Source organism: Citrobacter sp. wls714, assembly GCF_005281025.1.
Lineage (GTDB): Bacteria > Pseudomonadota > Gammaproteobacteria > Enterobacterales > Enterobacteriaceae > Citrobacter > Citrobacter werkmanii.
Map to the genome: position 1 here is coordinate 74,135 of NZ_SZWZ01000027.1, position 14,467 is coordinate 88,601.

Annotated in this window: 13 protein-coding genes; 10 read left to right on the forward strand and 3 right to left on the reverse strand. The window is 53.3% G+C overall.

Features of this window, described 5'->3' with window-relative positions; all coding sequences use genetic code 11:
• Position 1: 1 nt before the first annotated feature.
• Positions 2-793, forward strand: a complete 792-nt coding sequence (gene tatC / locus FDX11_RS04865) for a Sec-independent protein translocase subunit TatC (protein WP_042313973.1) — start codon at positions 2-4, stop codon at positions 791-793.
• A gap of 41 nt (positions 794-834) precedes the next feature.
• Entirely contained in the window at positions 835-1,617 is a 783-nt protein-coding gene (gene tatD / locus FDX11_RS04870) for a 3'-5' ssDNA/RNA exonuclease TatD (protein ID WP_137397570.1), read from the forward strand.
• 6 nt (positions 1,618-1,623) lie between these two features.
• On the opposite strand, the gene rfaH is transcribed toward tatD, so the two are convergent.
• Positions 1,624-2,112, reverse strand: a complete 489-nt coding sequence (gene rfaH, locus FDX11_RS04875; protein ID WP_042313969.1) for a transcription/translation regulatory transformer protein RfaH — start codon at positions 2,110-2,112, stop codon at positions 1,624-1,626.
• 204 nt (positions 2,113-2,316) lie between these two features.
• On the opposite strand from rfaH, the gene ubiD reads away from it, so the two are divergent.
• From ubiD to FDX11_RS04895, 4 genes are all read left to right on the forward strand, one after another.
• Positions 2,317-3,810, forward strand: coding sequence for a 4-hydroxy-3-polyprenylbenzoate decarboxylase (gene ubiD / locus FDX11_RS04880; RefSeq protein WP_042313967.1), 1,494 nt, complete (start codon positions 2,317-2,319; stop codon positions 3,808-3,810).
• A gap of 40 nt (positions 3,811-3,850) precedes the next feature.
• A complete protein-coding gene (gene fre, locus FDX11_RS04885; RefSeq protein ID WP_042313965.1) occupies positions 3,851-4,552 on the forward strand; it encodes an NAD(P)H-flavin reductase in 702 nt (233 codons plus the stop codon).
• 226 nt (positions 4,553-4,778) lie between these two features.
• A complete protein-coding gene (locus FDX11_RS04890; protein ID WP_079225738.1) occupies positions 4,779-5,705 on the forward strand; it encodes an ROK family protein in 927 nt (308 codons plus the stop codon).
• On the forward strand, positions 5,702-6,682 hold the full coding sequence (locus FDX11_RS04895) for a LacI family DNA-binding transcriptional regulator (protein ID WP_137397571.1): 981 nt from the start codon (positions 5,702-5,704) through the stop codon (positions 6,680-6,682). Before FDX11_RS04890 ends, FDX11_RS04895 begins: the two co-directional genes overlap by 4 nt.
• Before the next feature lie 178 nt (positions 6,683-6,860).
• On the opposite strand, the gene fadA is transcribed toward FDX11_RS04895, so the two are convergent.
• Positions 6,861-8,024, reverse strand: coding sequence for an acetyl-CoA C-acyltransferase FadA (gene fadA / locus FDX11_RS04900; RefSeq protein WP_038634440.1), 1,164 nt, complete (start codon positions 8,022-8,024; stop codon positions 6,861-6,863).
• Between the two features lie 9 nt (positions 8,025-8,033).
• A complete protein-coding gene (gene fadB, locus FDX11_RS04905) occupies positions 8,034-10,226 on the reverse strand; it encodes a fatty acid oxidation complex subunit alpha FadB (protein WP_137397572.1) in 2,193 nt (730 codons plus the stop codon).
• Between the two features lie 187 nt (positions 10,227-10,413).
• Here fadB and pepQ point away from each other — a divergent pair, with 187 nt between their 5' ends.
• The 4 genes from pepQ to hemG are packed head-to-tail and all read left to right on the forward strand — an operon-like array spanning position 10,414 to position 14,406.
• Complete coding sequence (gene pepQ, locus FDX11_RS04910; RefSeq protein ID WP_042313952.1) at positions 10,414-11,745, forward strand: Xaa-Pro dipeptidase; 1,332 nt, start codon at positions 10,414-10,416, stop codon at positions 11,743-11,745.
• Positions 11,745-12,359, forward strand: a complete 615-nt coding sequence (locus tag FDX11_RS04915) for an IMPACT family protein (RefSeq protein ID WP_137397573.1) — start codon at positions 11,745-11,747, stop codon at positions 12,357-12,359. Before pepQ ends, FDX11_RS04915 begins: the two co-directional genes overlap by 1 nt.
• A gap of 38 nt (positions 12,360-12,397) precedes the next feature.
• Positions 12,398-13,849, forward strand: a complete 1,452-nt coding sequence (gene trkH, locus FDX11_RS04920; RefSeq protein ID WP_137397574.1) for a Trk system potassium transporter TrkH — start codon at positions 12,398-12,400, stop codon at positions 13,847-13,849.
• 11 nt (positions 13,850-13,860) lie between these two features.
• Entirely contained in the window at positions 13,861-14,406 is a 546-nt protein-coding gene (gene hemG, locus FDX11_RS04925) for a menaquinone-dependent protoporphyrinogen IX dehydrogenase (protein WP_079225735.1), read from the forward strand.
• Positions 14,407-14,467 lie beyond the last annotated feature (61 nt).

The window sequence follows — 14,467 nt, forward strand, 5'->3', positions numbered from 1 at the left end:
CATGGCTGTAGAAGATACCCAACCGCTCATCACGCATCTTATTGAGCTGCGTAAGCGACTCCTGAACTGCATTATTGCGGTATTCGTGATCTTTCTGGCATTGGTGTACTTTGCCAACGACATTTACCATATGGTTGCGGCGCCGTTGATCAAACAGATGCCGCAGGGTGCAACGATGATCGCCACCGATGTGGCCTCGCCGTTCTTTACCCCGATAAAGTTAACCTTCATGGTGTCGCTGATTCTGTCAGCGCCAGTGATCCTCTACCAGGTCTGGGCATTCATTGCGCCTGCTTTGTACAAACATGAACGTCGCCTGGTTGTGCCGCTGCTGGTCTCCAGTTCGTTATTGTTCTACATCGGTATGGCATTCGCCTATTTTGTCGTCTTCCCGCTGGCGTTTGGTTTCCTTGCCAACACGGCTCCGCAAGGCGTACAGGTATCGACAGACATTGCCAGCTATCTCAGCTTCGTAATGGCGTTGTTTATGGCTTTCGGTGTCTCTTTTGAGGTTCCTGTCGCCATTGTGCTGCTATGCTGGATGGGCATTACGACGCCTGAAGACTTACGCAAGAAACGTCCTTACGTTGTAGTGGGCGCATTTGTCGTCGGGATGCTATTGACCCCGCCAGATGTCTTCTCGCAAACGCTATTGGCGATACCGATGTACTGCCTGTTCGAGGTGGGTGTGTTCTTCTCTCGATTCTATGTCGGTAAGCGACGTACGCGAGATGAGGATAACGAGGCTGAAGAAGCAAAAGAAGCCGAAGCCGCCGAGAAAACTGAAGAATAAACGCAACCGCCCGTCAGGGCGGTTGTCATATGGGAGGAAGCATGTTTGATATTGGCGTTAATTTAACCAGTTCACAATTTGCGAAAGACCGGGATGAGGTCGTGGCGCGCGCCTTTGCTGCGGGCGTAAACGGTATGCTTCTGACCGGAACAAACCTGCACGAAAGCCAGCAGGCTTTAACGTTGGCGCAGCATTATCCGCATTGCTGGTCCACGGCTGGCGTGCACCCGCATGACAGCAGCCAATGGCAGTCCTCAACAGAAGCAGAGATTATCGCACTGGCAAACCATTCGCAGGTGGTCGCTATTGGTGAGTGCGGCCTGGATTTCAATCGCAATTTCTCCACGCCGCAGGAGCAGGAGCGTGCTTTTGAGGCGCAACTGCGCATTGCTGCTGAACTGCAGATGCCGGTTTTCATGCATTGTCGGGATGCCCATGAGCGTTTTCTGACGTTGCTGGAGCCGTGGCTGGACAGCCTGCCTGGTGCGGTGCTGCACTGCTTTACTGGCTCGCGGCAGGAGATGCAGGACTGTGTAGACCGCGGGCTTTATATTGGTATCACCGGGTGGGTCTGTGATGAGCGCCGGGGCATGGAACTGCGTGAGCTGCTGCCCTTTATCCCGGTTGAGAGATTGCTGATCGAAACCGATGCGCCTTACTTACTTCCCCGGGATTTAACGCCTAAACCAGCGTCACGGCGCAATGAACCTGCGCACCTCCCCCATATTCTTGAGCGTATTGCCCACTGGCGCGGCGAGGATCCTCAATGGTTGTCAGCAACCATTGATACTAACGTCAGAACGCTGTTTGAAGTGACCTTCTAAGGCTATTTAAATTTTTCGAAAGCCGGTATTTTTCACGCTCTGCTTAACCTCTTTATTCAACAGGTTAAGCAGCAGCATGGAACGCGCTTCGCCATCGGGTTCGGTAAAGATCGCTTTCAACCCCTCAAACGCACCTTCAGTAATAATTACACTGTCCCCCGGATGAGGGGTTTCAGGGTCAACAATACCTTCAGGTTTGTAGACAGAAAGTTGATGAATGACGGGAGAAGGAACGGTCGCCGGCGTCGCACCGAAACGGACGAAATGGCTGACACCACGCGTGGCATTGATGGTGGTGGTGTGGATCACTTCCGGGTCGAACTCGACAAACATGTAATTAGGGAATAGGGGTTCACTGACTGTGGTACGTTTACCGCGCACCATTTTTTCCAGGGTGATCATAGGCGTCAGGCAGTTCACCGCCTGTCTTTCCAGGTGTTCCTGGGCTCGCTGAAGTTGCCCACGTTTGCAGTACAGTAAATACCAGGCTTGCATAATAACTCTTATCCGCTTGTTCTGAGCGTCAGCATAGCAAAAGCCATGAGTTAAGTTAATTATACCCGCCGCAAAGCAGGCTGAAACCCAATGGGTATATACTCCCGGGGCTTATATGTATCGCCAGAGTTCACGCTAATTTAACAAAAATACAGCATCACAATGATGAACGCCGTATAATGAAGCGCTTACGAAGAGGCCACAATGGACGCCATGAAATATCACGATTTACGCGACTTCCTGACGCTGCTTGAACAGCAAGGCGAGCTCAAACGCATTTCGCTTGAGGTAGATCCCCACCTGGAGATCACTGAAATTGCCGATCGCACTCTGCGTGCTGGTGGGCCTGCGTTACTGTTTGAAAATCCTAAAGGCTATTCAATGCCGGTGCTGTGTAACCTGTTTGGCACACCGAAGCGTGTGGCGATGGGGATGGGGCAAGAAGATGTCTCGGCGCTACGGGAAGTCGGTAAGCTATTGGCGTTTTTGAAAGAGCCTGAGCCACCGAAAGGATTTCGCGATCTGTTCGATAAGCTGCCGCAGTTTAAGCAGGTGTTGAACATGCCGACTAAGCGGTTACGCGGTGCACCTTGCCAGCAAAAAATCTATTCAGGCGATGAAGTCGACTTAAACCGTATTCCGATTATGACCTGCTGGCCAGAGGATGCTGCGCCGCTGATTACCTGGGGGCTGACCGTTACGCGCGGCCCGCACAAAGAGCGGCAGAATCTCGGTATCTATCGTCAGCAACTGATTGGCAAAAACAAGCTTATTATGCGCTGGCTTTCCCATCGAGGCGGCGCGCTTGATTACCAGGAGTGGCGCGCGGCGCATCCTGGTGAACGGTTCCCGGTTTCTGTGGCCTTGGGAGCAGACCCGGCGACAATTCTGGGTGCTGTTACCCCTGTCCCGGATACGTTATCTGAATACGCATTTGCCGGGCTGTTGCGTGGCACCAAAACTGAAGTGGTCAAATGTATTTCCAACGATCTGGAAGTGCCTGCCAGTGCTGAAATTGTGCTGGAAGGCTATATCGAACCGGGTGAAATGGCCCCGGAAGGACCGTATGGCGATCATACCGGTTATTACAATGAAGTAGATAGCTTCCCGGTCTTTACCGTCACGCACATTACCCAGCGCGAAGATGCAATTTATCACTCTACTTATACCGGACGCCCGCCAGATGAGCCCGCAGTGCTTGGCGTAGCGCTGAATGAAGTCTTCGTGCCTATTCTGCAAAAGCAGTTTCCGGAAATCGTCGACTTTTACCTGCCGCCGGAAGGCTGTTCATATCGTCTGGCCGTAGTGACGATAAAAAAACAGTACGCCGGTCATGCCAAACGCGTCATGATGGGTGTCTGGTCGTTTTTGCGTCAGTTTATGTACACCAAATTTGTTATTGTCTGTGATGATGACGTCAACGCACGCGACTGGAATGATGTGATTTGGGCGATTACGACTCGTATGGACCCGGCCCGGGATACTGTACTGGTAGAGAATACACCCATTGATTACCTGGACTTTGCCTCGCCGGTTTCCGGTCTTGGTTCAAAAATGGGGCTGGATGCCACCAATAAATGGCCGGGCGAAACCCAACGTGAATGGGGCCGTCCGATAAAAAAAGATCCTGAAGTCACTGCGCGCATTGACGCAATTTGGGATGAACTGGCCATCTTTAATGACGGCAAAAGCGCCTGAGGCGCGATCGTTTTGCCTATTGATCCGACAGAGAGAGCGCATGACAACCTTAAGCTGTAAAGTGACCTCGGTAGAAGCTATCACTGACACCGTATATCGCGTTCGTTTAGTGCCAGACGCGGCGTTTTCCTTTCGTGCCGGCCAGTATTTAATGGTCGTAATGGACGAACGAGATAAGCGTCCGTTCTCCATGGCATCTACGCCGGACGAGCAGGGGTTCATTGAACTGCACGTTGGCGCTTCTGAGCTAAATCTGTATGCCATGGCCGTAATGGACCGCATTCTGAAAGACCGGGAAATTAAGGTCGACATTCCGCATGGCGAAGCCTGGCTGCGTGATGAGGACGATCGCCCGCTGATCCTGATTGCCGGCGGGACGGGATTCTCTTATGCGCGTTCCATTCTGCTTACCGCGCTGGCGCGTAATCCAAACCGCGATATCACCATTTACTGGGGCGGGCGCGAAGAGAAGCATCTCTACGATCTCTCTGAGCTGGAAGCACTGTCAGTAAATCACCCGAACCTGCGCGTTGAGCCAGTGGTGGAACAGCCTGAAGAAGGCTGGCGTGGCCGTACGGGCACCGTATTAACGGCAGTATTACAGGATTACGGTACCCTGGCGGAACACGATATCTACATTGCCGGACGTTTTGAAATGGCTAAAATCGCGCGCGATCTGTTCTGCAATGAACGCAGTGCGCGTGAAGATCGCCTGTTTGGTGACGCGTTCGCATTTATTTAAGCGCTGTGCGCCGGAGCCTTTCCGGCGCATCCATCACTCACTTTACTTCTACTAACAGGGTGCAAGCCCGGTCTCGTCGCCTCTCTTTTCTCACTGTTTTTTAGTAAACATTTCTCGCTATCTATTAATCATAAAAATAAGCTTTTGTGACGGAACTCTTTTTGTTTAGTAAACAAAATGGGCAAGCTATGCAGTATCACATTACAAGGCGCAAACGAGGGAAACCATGAGGCTTGGATTGGATATTGGCGGGACTAAAATCGAAGCGGTAGTGATTGATAATACGGGTGAAATTGTTTATCGCAAGCGATGCGCAACCCCAAAGCAGAGCTATGGCGATTTTTTCCAGGCCGTAACGGAGATGATTGCCAAGGCCAGGCAGGCCGTTAATCAGCCTTTCTCGGTTGGCGTTGGGGTGCCCGGTGCGGTGGATGGCGAAGGGTTAATCAAAAACTCCAACATTCTGGTGCTGAATCAGCAGACCTTTGCGCAAGATCTTGAGCAAGCGTTAGGGATGGCTGTGCCCGTCACCAACGATGCTAACTGCTTTACGCTGTCAGAGGCGATGGACGGCAGCGGGCGTGGGCATAGCGTGGTATTTGGCGTAATCCTCGGTACCGGTTGTGGCGGCGGTGTGTGTATCGATAACCGTCTGATTTCCGGTCCTAACGCCTGTGCAGGCGAGTGGGGGCATAATGCCTTGCCGCGTTATCATGAATCCCGGGATGGGGCCGCAGTGACATGCTATTGTGGGCAGTTGAACTGCATCGAGAGCTTTATTTCCGGCAGCGGCCTGGAACGCCAGTATTTGAATCACACCGCGCAACATGCGGGTGTGCCACAAATTATGCGACAGGTAGAATCGGGTGATGCAGATGCCTGTTTGTTATGGGAACGCTATTGCGATCAACTGGCGCGTGCGTTGGCAAGCGTGGTGAATACGCTCGATCCCGATGTCATTGTGTTGGGGGGCGGGGTATCTAATATCGATTTACTGTATTCTGGCTTGCAGGCGCGAGTAGCACAGTACGTATTTGGTAAACAGTGCCGTACACCGATCGTTCAGGCCCGACACGGTGACAGTAGCGGCGTCCGCGGTGCCGCCTGGCTGGGGGCACAACAAGCCAGCGTAGAATCAATGAGAGTGAAATGACGAAACCTGTACGTATCAGAGACATTGCCGAAGCGTGTGGGGTCTCAGTTGGCGCTGTTTCCCGTGCGTTAAAAGGGCAGCCGGGGCTGCGTGAAGATACCCGGTTGCGCATTATTTCTGTGGCGCAGCAGCAAGGTTATGATTTTTCCCGCCTGCGCAGCGACAAGATCAAACGAGTCCTGTTTTTGCTGCATCGTCAGCACAATATCAGCCACGCATTGCCGTTTTACTCTCAGTTGCTGTTAGGCATAGAAGATCTTTGTCGTGAGAACGGCATTGCGCTGAGCTTTCTGTCTATTGGTCCGGGTGATGCAGTGAGTGAGCAGGTGCTGCTGCACCAGCCGGATGCGCTGATCTGCGCCGGATTTTTTGAGCCTGAATTGCTTGGGCTGCTGCAACAGATGAAACTGCCGTTGGTGCTGGTGGATCTCTGGGCGTCTGGCCTGCCCTGCGTCAATCCGGACAACACCCAGGGCGGCTATCTGGCCACGCAACACCTGATTGCACAAGGTCGCAACCGCATCGCTTTTCTTGCCAGTACACTTTCTCACTACAGTATTCGCCAGCGTGAGAAGGGCTATCGTCAGGCATTGTATGAAGCCCGGTTGCTGATGCCACCAGAGTACGAAGCCATCGCGCCGCCGTTGCTGGATACCGAGCAATCTTTGGTAGAGGCGGTTAATGAGCTGCTCAAGTTGCCGGAGCCACCCGACGCCATTTTTGCCTATAACGATGCGGCAGCGATGGTTGTTCAAAGAGTGTGTGCGCAGCAGGGTATACGTATCCCGGAAGATCTTGCGCTGGTAGGGTTTGATGATATCGATGCCGCAGCCTGGTCACATCCGCCGCTGAGCACTATCGCGGTTGATAAGCAACAACTGGGTCGGGAAGCGCTGCGTTTACTGCTGGAAGAGAAGCAGGAAGAGAATCTGCTGCTGCCGGTGCAGTTAGTGGTACGAGGTAGTTCAGGGAAATAAAAAACCCGCCCCTGACAGGCGGGAAGAACGGCAACTAAACCTTTCCCCGTCATAATTCACACTGCTTCTTTGTTGGCTGCCTTTGCTCACCCCGGTCACATAGTTATCTATGCTCCCGGGGATTCGCTCAGTTGCCGCCGCGATGCAGCGCGAATTATTTAGGGGAATTTATCTTTGATTAAACTCGCTCAAATACCGTCGCGATACCCTGACCTAACCCGATACACATCGTCGCCAGACCAAACTGTACGTCTTTGCGTTCCATCAGGTTGAGCAGGGTAGTGCTGATACGCGCACCGGAACAGCCCAGCGGGTGACCCAATGCGATCGCCCCGCCGTTGAGGTTGATCTTCTCGTCGATCTGCTCCATCAGCCCCAGATCTTTAATACACGGCAGGATCTGGGCGGCAAAAGCTTCATTCATTTCAAACAAGCCGATGTCGCTGGTGGAGAGTCCCGCTTTTTTTAGTGCCAGCTTTGAAGCCGGAACCGGACCGTAGCCCATGATGGAAGGGTCACAGCCGACAACGGCCATTGAACGAATTCGGGCACGCGGCGTCAGACCCAGCTCACGGGCACGGCTTTCGCTCATGACCAGCATCGCGGCAGCACCATCGGAAAGCGCGGAGGAGGTACCGGCCGTCACTGTGCCACTAACTGGATCGAATGCCGGGCGCAGAGTAGAAAGCGCTTCAACCGTGGTCTCCGGGCGGATAACTTCATCGTAGTTAAACTGCTTCAGCACGCCGTCTGCATCATGACCCCCAGTCGGGATGATTTCATTTTTAAATGCGCCAGACTGGGTCGCGGCCCAGGCGCGAGCGTGTGAACGTGCGGCGAAGGCGTCCTGCATTTCACGGCTAATACCGTGCATGCGGGAGAGCATTTCCGCCGTCAGGCCCATCATCCCCGCGGCTTTCGCCACGTTGCGGCTCATACCCGGGTGGAAATCAACGCCGTGACTCATCGGCACATGGCCCATATGTTCTACGCCGCCAATCAGGCACGCCTGAGCATCACCGGTCATAATCATCCGTGCTGCATCATGCAGCGCCTGCATGGATGAACCACACAGACGGTTAACGGTCACTGCCGGTACTGAATGCGGGATTTCCGCCAGTAGTGACGCGTTACGAGCGATGTTGAAGCCCTGCTCCAGCGTTTGCTGCACACAGCCCCAGTAAATATCATCAAGTGCGGATGGCTCCAGCGCTGGATTACGCGCCAGCAGGCTACGCATTAAATGTGCGGAGAGATCTTCTGCCCGCACGTTACGAAACGCGCCCCCTTTCGAACGGCCCATCGGGGTACGGATCGCATCAACAATTACAACCTGTTCCATTGTGACTCCTTAAGCCGTTTTCAGGCTGCCAACCGGGCGGGCAGGCTCAACCTGGGGATAATACGGTTCGTTATGGCGCGCTTTATCACGCAGACCGGCCGGAACTTCATACAGTGGGCCAAGGTGCTGGTACTGCTGAGCCATATCGAGATACTTCGCGCTGCCGAGCGTATCCAGCCAGCGGAACGCGCCGCCGTGGAACGGAGGGAAGCCCAGGCCATACACCAGCGCCATATCGGCTTCTGCCGGGCTGGCGATAATGCCTTCTTCCAGACAACGCACTACTTCGTTGACCATTGGGATCATCATGCGGGCGATAATCTCTTCATCGCTGAAGTCACGTTTCGGCTGGCTGACCTCTGCCAGCAGACCATCAACGGCGGCATCTTCTTCTTTCTTCGGCTTGCCCTTGTTATCTTCTTTATAGCGCCAGAACCCGAGACCATTTTTCTGTCCGAAACGGTTAGCATCAAACAGAGCGTCTATCGCATCGCGATAATCTTTCTGCATACGCTGTGGGAAGCCCGCAGACATCACCGCCTGTGCGTGATGCGCGGTATCAATCCCCACCACGTCCAGCAGATAAGCCGGGCCCATCGGCCAGCCAAACTGTTTTTCCATCACTTTGTCGACTTTGCGGAAATCCGCTCCGTCGCGCAGCAACTGGCTGAAACCGGCAAAATAGGGGAACAGCACGCGGTTGACGAAGAAACCAGGGCAGTCGTTGACCACAATTGGCGTTTTGCCCATCTGGCTTGCCCAGGCGACAACCTTAGCGATGGTTTCATCTGAGCTTTTCTCGCCGCGAATGATCTCAACCAACGGCATACGGTGCACCGGGTTAAAGAAGTGCATACCACAGAAATTTTCCGGGCGTTTAAGCACGCTGGCCAGTTCGTTGATTGGAATGGTAGAGGTATTCGAAGCCAGTACGGTGTCCGGGCGTACCTTATCTTCGGTTTCCGCCAGTACCGCTTTTTTCACTTTCGGGTTTTCCACGACCGCTTCGACTACCACGTCCACACGCTCGAAACCGCTATAGTCGAGGCTTGGATGAATAGTGGAAATCACTCCCGCCATTTTCAGACCGTCAATTTTGCCGCGCTCAAGCTGTTTGTTCAGCAGCTTGGCGGCTTCGGTCATGCCCAGCGTTAATGATTTGTCGTTGATATCTTTCATGACAACCGGCACGCCTTTCCAGGCCGACTGGTAAGCGATACCGCCGCCCATAATGCCCGCGCCCAGCACCGCCGCTTGCTTTGGCGTCTCAATATTTTTGGTGAGCTTTTTGGCTTTGGCTTTCACGAACTGATCGTTAAGGAAGATCCCAACCAATGCGCGAGCTTCACTGGTGTGCGCCAGTGGAACAAAACTTTTGTTTTCCAGGTTCAGCGCTTCTTCACGGCCAAAGCGGGCTGCCGCCTCAATCGTTTTCACGGCAGTCATTGGTGCGGGATAATGCTTCTTCCCGGCCGTCTGCGCCACCATTCCTTTGGCGATAGTAAAGCTCATCGCCGCTTCAATTTTGCTGAGTTTCAACGGTTCCAGTTTCGGCTGGCGTTTGGCTCTCCAGTCGAGATCGCCGTTAATCGCCTGACGTAATATCGCGATTGCGCCATCAAGCAGTTTCTCGTGTTTCACGACGCCATCGACCAGGCCGATTTTCAGCGCCTGCTCAGCACCAACATCTTTACCTGCAGCAATGATTTCCAGCGCGCTGTCCGCACCCAGCATACGTGGCATACGCACGGATCCGCCAAAGCCTGGCATAATGCCCAGCTTAGTTTCCGGCAGACCGATGCGCAGGTCCGGCGTTGCCAGACGGTAATCGGTCGCCAGCACACACTCGCAGCCGCCGCCCAGCGCATAGCCATTTACCGCTGAGAGGGTCGGAACAGGCAGATCTTCCAGACGATTAAAGACGCTATTGGCAAAGTGCAGCCACTGGCTCAACTGTTCTTCAGGCACGAGGAACAGTGAAAGGAATTCGGTGATATCGGCACCGACAATAAAGGCTGCTTTGTTAGAGCGCAGCAGCAACCCTTTTAAATTCGGTTGTTTTTCCAGCACGTCAAGCGCATGGCCCAGGCTGGCAACGGTGGCCGTGTCGAGTTTATTGACCGAACCAGGGGCATCGAACACCAGTTCGGCGATGCCATCTTCCAGCCAGTCGAGGTACAGGGTGTCGCCTTTGTAAAGCATGTCAGTCTCCTGAATCCGCAAGGTGATCTGGTCATACCAGATGAATCGAAGTGTGTGTTTTATGTTAAAAAAATGCAAATGAATGATTAAAGAAATGACGATTCGATCACGCTCGGCAGAAATCACGCACTCACAAAGCGATGTGCTAAGATGCGAAGTCTTGAGGTCAAAAACAGAAGGATAGAAAATGGAATCACTGGCCGCACTCTATAAAAATCATATTGTTACCTTACAAGAGCGGGCGCGCGACGCGCTGGAACGCTTCAAGCTGGATGCGTTACTTATTCACTCTGGCGAACTTGTTAACGTCTTTCTTGACGACCATCCGTACCCGTTTAAGGTCAATCCGCAATTCAAAGCCTGGGTACCTGTGACGCAGGTTCCTAACTGTTGGTTGCTGGTGGATGGTGTGAATAAGCCAAAATTGTGGTTCTATCTGCCGGTCGATTACTGGCATAACGTTGAGCCGCTGCCGACCTCATTCTGGACGGAAGAAATCGAGATCATCGCGCTGCCAAAAGCGGACGGTATCGGTAGCCAGCTGCCTGCTGCTCGCAGCAATATCGGTTATATCGGTCCGGTTCCGGAACGTGCGCTGCAACTGGACATCGCGGCCAGCAACATCAACCCGAAAGGGGTGATTGACTACCTGCATTATTACCGCGCCTTTAAAACGGATTACGAACTGGCCTGTATGCGCGAAGCGCAGAAAATGGCGGTGAATGGACACCGTGCCGCGGAAGAAGCATTCCGTTCCGGGATGAGCGAGTTTGACATCAACCTGGCATATCTGACCGCAACCGGTCACCGCGATACCGACGTGCCATACAGCAACATTGTTGCGCTTAATGAGCATGCGTCGGTTCTTCATTACACCAAACTGGATCATCAGGCCCCGTCTGAAATCCGTAGCTTCCTGCTGGACGCTGGTGCGGAATATAACGGCTATGCGGCAGATCTGACGCGTACCTGGTCGGCGAAAAGCGACAATGACTATGCGCATCTGGTGAAAGATGTTAACGACGAAGAGCTGGCGCTTATCGCTACCATGAAAGCGGGCACCAGCTACGTGGATTACCACATTCAGTTCCATCAGCGCATCGCGAAGCTGCTGCGTAAGCATCAAATCATCACCGATATGAGTGAAGAGGCGATGGTGGAAAACGATCTTACTGGACCGTTTATGCCGCATGGTATTGGTCACCCGTTGGGTCTGCAGGTGCATGATGTCGCTGGCTTTATGCAGGATGACAGCGGTACCCACCTTGCTGCCCCGTCGAAGTATCCTTACCTGCGCTGCACCCGTGTTCTGCAGCCGGGTATGGTTCTGACCATCGAACCGGGCATCTACTTTATTGAATCACTGCTGGCGCCGTGGCGTGAAGGGCAGTTCAGCAAACACTTCAACTGGCAGAAAATTGAAGCTCTGAAACCGTTCGGCGGTATTCGTATTGAAGACAATGTGGTGGTCCACGAGAACAATATCGAGAACATGACGCGGGATTTAAAACTGGCGTAATGGACAGTTGGTTAATCCCTGCGGCGCCGGTTAGCGTCGTTGAAGAGATCAAAAAAAGCCGCTTCATTACGCTGCTCGCTCATACGGACGGCGTAGAAGCGGCGAAAGCATTCGTTGAGTCCGTCAAAGCGGAATCCCCGGACGCCCGCCACCATTGTGTGGCATGGGTGGCGGGTGCGCCGAATGACTCGCAGCAGTTGGGCTTGTCAGACGATGGTGAACCGGCGGGAACGGCAGGCAAACCGATGCTCGCGCAGTTGATGGGCAGCGGTGTCGGTGAGATTACCGCGGTGGTGGTGCGCTACTACGGCGGTATCCTTCTCGGTACGGGTGGGCTGGTAAAAGCCTACGGTGGCGGTGTAAATCAGGCGTTGCGTCAGTTAACGACACAGCGCAAGACGCCATTAACCGAATATACTTTGCAGTGTGAGTACGGTCAGCTGGCAGGCATAGAAGCTTTGCTGGGTCAGTTTGACGGTAAAGTCGTTGCCAGTGATTACCAGGCTTTTGTTCGGCTCAGGGTGGCGCTTCCTTATGCCAAAGTGGATGAATTTTCGGCAAAACTGGCGGATTTTAGTCGTGGTTCATTGCAATTGTTAGCGATTGAAGAATAATCCCCACCTCATTTTAAAGAACTAAGGAAGCGGTAGAGATGCATTTTCGCGCCATTACCCGAATCGTTGGACTACTGGTCATCTTATTCTCGGGGACAATGATTATCCCCGGACTGGTGGCGCTCATCTATCGCGATGGGGCAGGGCGTGCATTTACCCAAACTTTCTTTGTTGCTCTGGCGATCGGCTCCATACTGTGGTGGCCGAACCGCAAAGAGAAAGGCGAGCTGAAATCTCGCGAAGGTTTTCTGATTGTCGTCTTGTTCTGGACCGTGCTGGGTAGCGTGGGTGCGCTGCCGTTCATCTTTGCGGAAAGCCCTAACCTGACGATTACCGATGCATTTTTTGAATCCTTTTCCGGATTGACCACCACCGGGGCAACAACGCTGGTGGGGCTGGATTCATTGCCACACGCTATCCTCTTTTATCGACAGATGCTGCAATGGTTCGGCGGGATGGGGATCATCGTGCTGGCGGTGGCTATTCTGCCTATTCTTGGCGTCGGCGGGATGCAGCTCTACCGGGCAGAAATGCCGGGGCCGCTGAAAGATAATAAAATGCGCCCGCGTATTGCCGAAACGGCGAAAACCCTGTGGCTTATCTATGTATTGCTGACGGTGGCATGTGCACTGGCGCTATGGTTTGCCGGGATGCCAGCGTTTGACGCCATTGGGCACAGCTTTGCCACGATTGCGATTGGCGGCTTTTCCACGCACGATGCCAGCGTGGGATATTTCGACAGTTCCACGATCAACACCATCATTGCTATCTTCTTACTGATCTCCGGCTGTAACTATGGCCTGCACTTCTCTTTATTAAGCGGCCGTAGTCTGAAGGTCTACTGGCGAGATCCGGAATTTCGCATGTTCATCGGTGTGCAGTTGACGCTGGTGGCTGTCTGTACGCTGGTGCTGTGGATACACAATACCTACGGTTCAGCGCTCACGACCATCAACCAGGCCTTTTTCCAGGTGGTATCAATGGCGACGACCGCCGGATTTACCACCGACAGCATTGCCCGCTGGCCGCTGTTCCTGCCAGTGCTGTTGTTGTGTTCTGCCTTTATCGGCGGCTGTGCTGGGTCTACGGGCGGTGGCTTGAAGGTGATTCGTATCCTGTTGCTGTTTAAGCAGGGTAACCGCGAGTTGAAACGTCTGGTTCACCCGAATGCGGTTTACAGTATCAAGCTGGGGAACCGTGCGCTGCCGGAGCGAATTCTTGAAGCCGTATGGGGATTCTTTTCTGCCTATGCGCTGGTCTTTATTATCAGTATGCTGGCGATTATTGCGACCGGTGTTGATGACTTCTCCGCGTTTGCTTCCGTGGTGGCGACGCTGAATAACCTCGGGCCAGGGCTGGGTGTTGTCGCCGACAACTTTGCCAGTATGAACCCTGTGGCGAAGTGGATCCTGATTGCCAATATGCTGTTTGGTCGTCTGGAGGTCTTTACTCTGCTGGTACTCTTTACCCCTACTTTCTGGCGTGAATAATGGAGTAACACGTGAAAACACTGATTCTTTTTTCTTCCCGGGACGGACAAACGCGTGAAATCGCTGAGTATCTGGCTTCTGAACTCAAAGAGCTGGGTGTTTGGACGGATGTCGTTAATTTGCATCGTACCGTGGAGCCTGACTGGCAAAATTATGACAGCGTGGTGATTGGCGCCTCGATTCGCTATGGTCATTACCATGCCGCTTTTCAGGAGTTTGTGAAAAAGCATGCCACGCGGCTGAACGCGATGCCGAGTGCGTTCTACTCCGTTAACCTGGTTGCCCGTAAACCGGAGAAGCGTACGCCGCAAACCAACAGCTATGCGCGTAAGTTCCTGATGAGTTCGCCGTGGCGGCCGGATCGCAGTGCGGTTATTGCCGGCGCTTTGCTGTATCCCCGCTATCGCTGGTATGACCGCGTGATGATCCAACTGATAATGAAGATGTCTGGCGGTGAAACGGATACGCATAAAGAAGTGGTGTATACCGATTGGGAGCAGGTCGCGGGTTTTGCGCGGGAAATTGCCCAATTAACCCACAAAACGTTGCCAAAATAAGCGCAAAGAATAAAAAATAATCACTCGGAAAATTATTTTAAATTTCCCCTTGTCAGCCTGA

Excerpts from the sequence above, each read along its gene's own strand:
- fadB (WP_137397572.1), bottom strand. The coding sequence starts at position 10,226 with ATGCTTTACAAAGGCGACACCCTGTACCTCGACTGGCTGGAAGATGGC.
- rfaH (WP_042313969.1), bottom strand. The coding sequence starts at position 2,112 with ATGCAAGCCTGGTATTTACTGTACTGCAAACGTGGGCAACTTCAGCGA.
- ubiD (WP_042313967.1), top strand. The coding sequence starts at position 2,317 with ATGGACGCCATGAAATATCACGATTTACGCGACTTCCTGACGCTGCTT.
- fadA (WP_038634440.1), bottom strand. The coding sequence starts at position 8,024 with ATGGAACAGGTTGTAATTGTTGATGCGATCCGTACCCCGATGGGCCGT.
- trkH (WP_137397574.1), top strand. The coding sequence starts at position 12,398 with ATGCATTTTCGCGCCATTACCCGAATCGTTGGACTACTGGTCATCTTA.
- tatD (WP_137397570.1), top strand. The coding sequence starts at position 835 with ATGTTTGATATTGGCGTTAATTTAACCAGTTCACAATTTGCGAAAGAC.
- fre (WP_042313965.1), top strand. The coding sequence starts at position 3,851 with ATGACAACCTTAAGCTGTAAAGTGACCTCGGTAGAAGCTATCACTGAC.
- tatC (WP_042313973.1), top strand. The coding sequence starts at position 2 with ATGGCTGTAGAAGATACCCAACCGCTCATCACGCATCTTATTGAGCTG.
- pepQ (WP_042313952.1), top strand. The coding sequence starts at position 10,414 with ATGGAATCACTGGCCGCACTCTATAAAAATCATATTGTTACCTTACAA.
- FDX11_RS04890 (WP_079225738.1), top strand. The coding sequence starts at position 4,779 with ATGAGGCTTGGATTGGATATTGGCGGGACTAAAATCGAAGCGGTAGTG.
- FDX11_RS04915 (WP_137397573.1), top strand. The coding sequence starts at position 11,745 with ATGGACAGTTGGTTAATCCCTGCGGCGCCGGTTAGCGTCGTTGAAGAG.
- FDX11_RS04895 (WP_137397571.1), top strand. The coding sequence starts at position 5,702 with ATGACGAAACCTGTACGTATCAGAGACATTGCCGAAGCGTGTGGGGTC.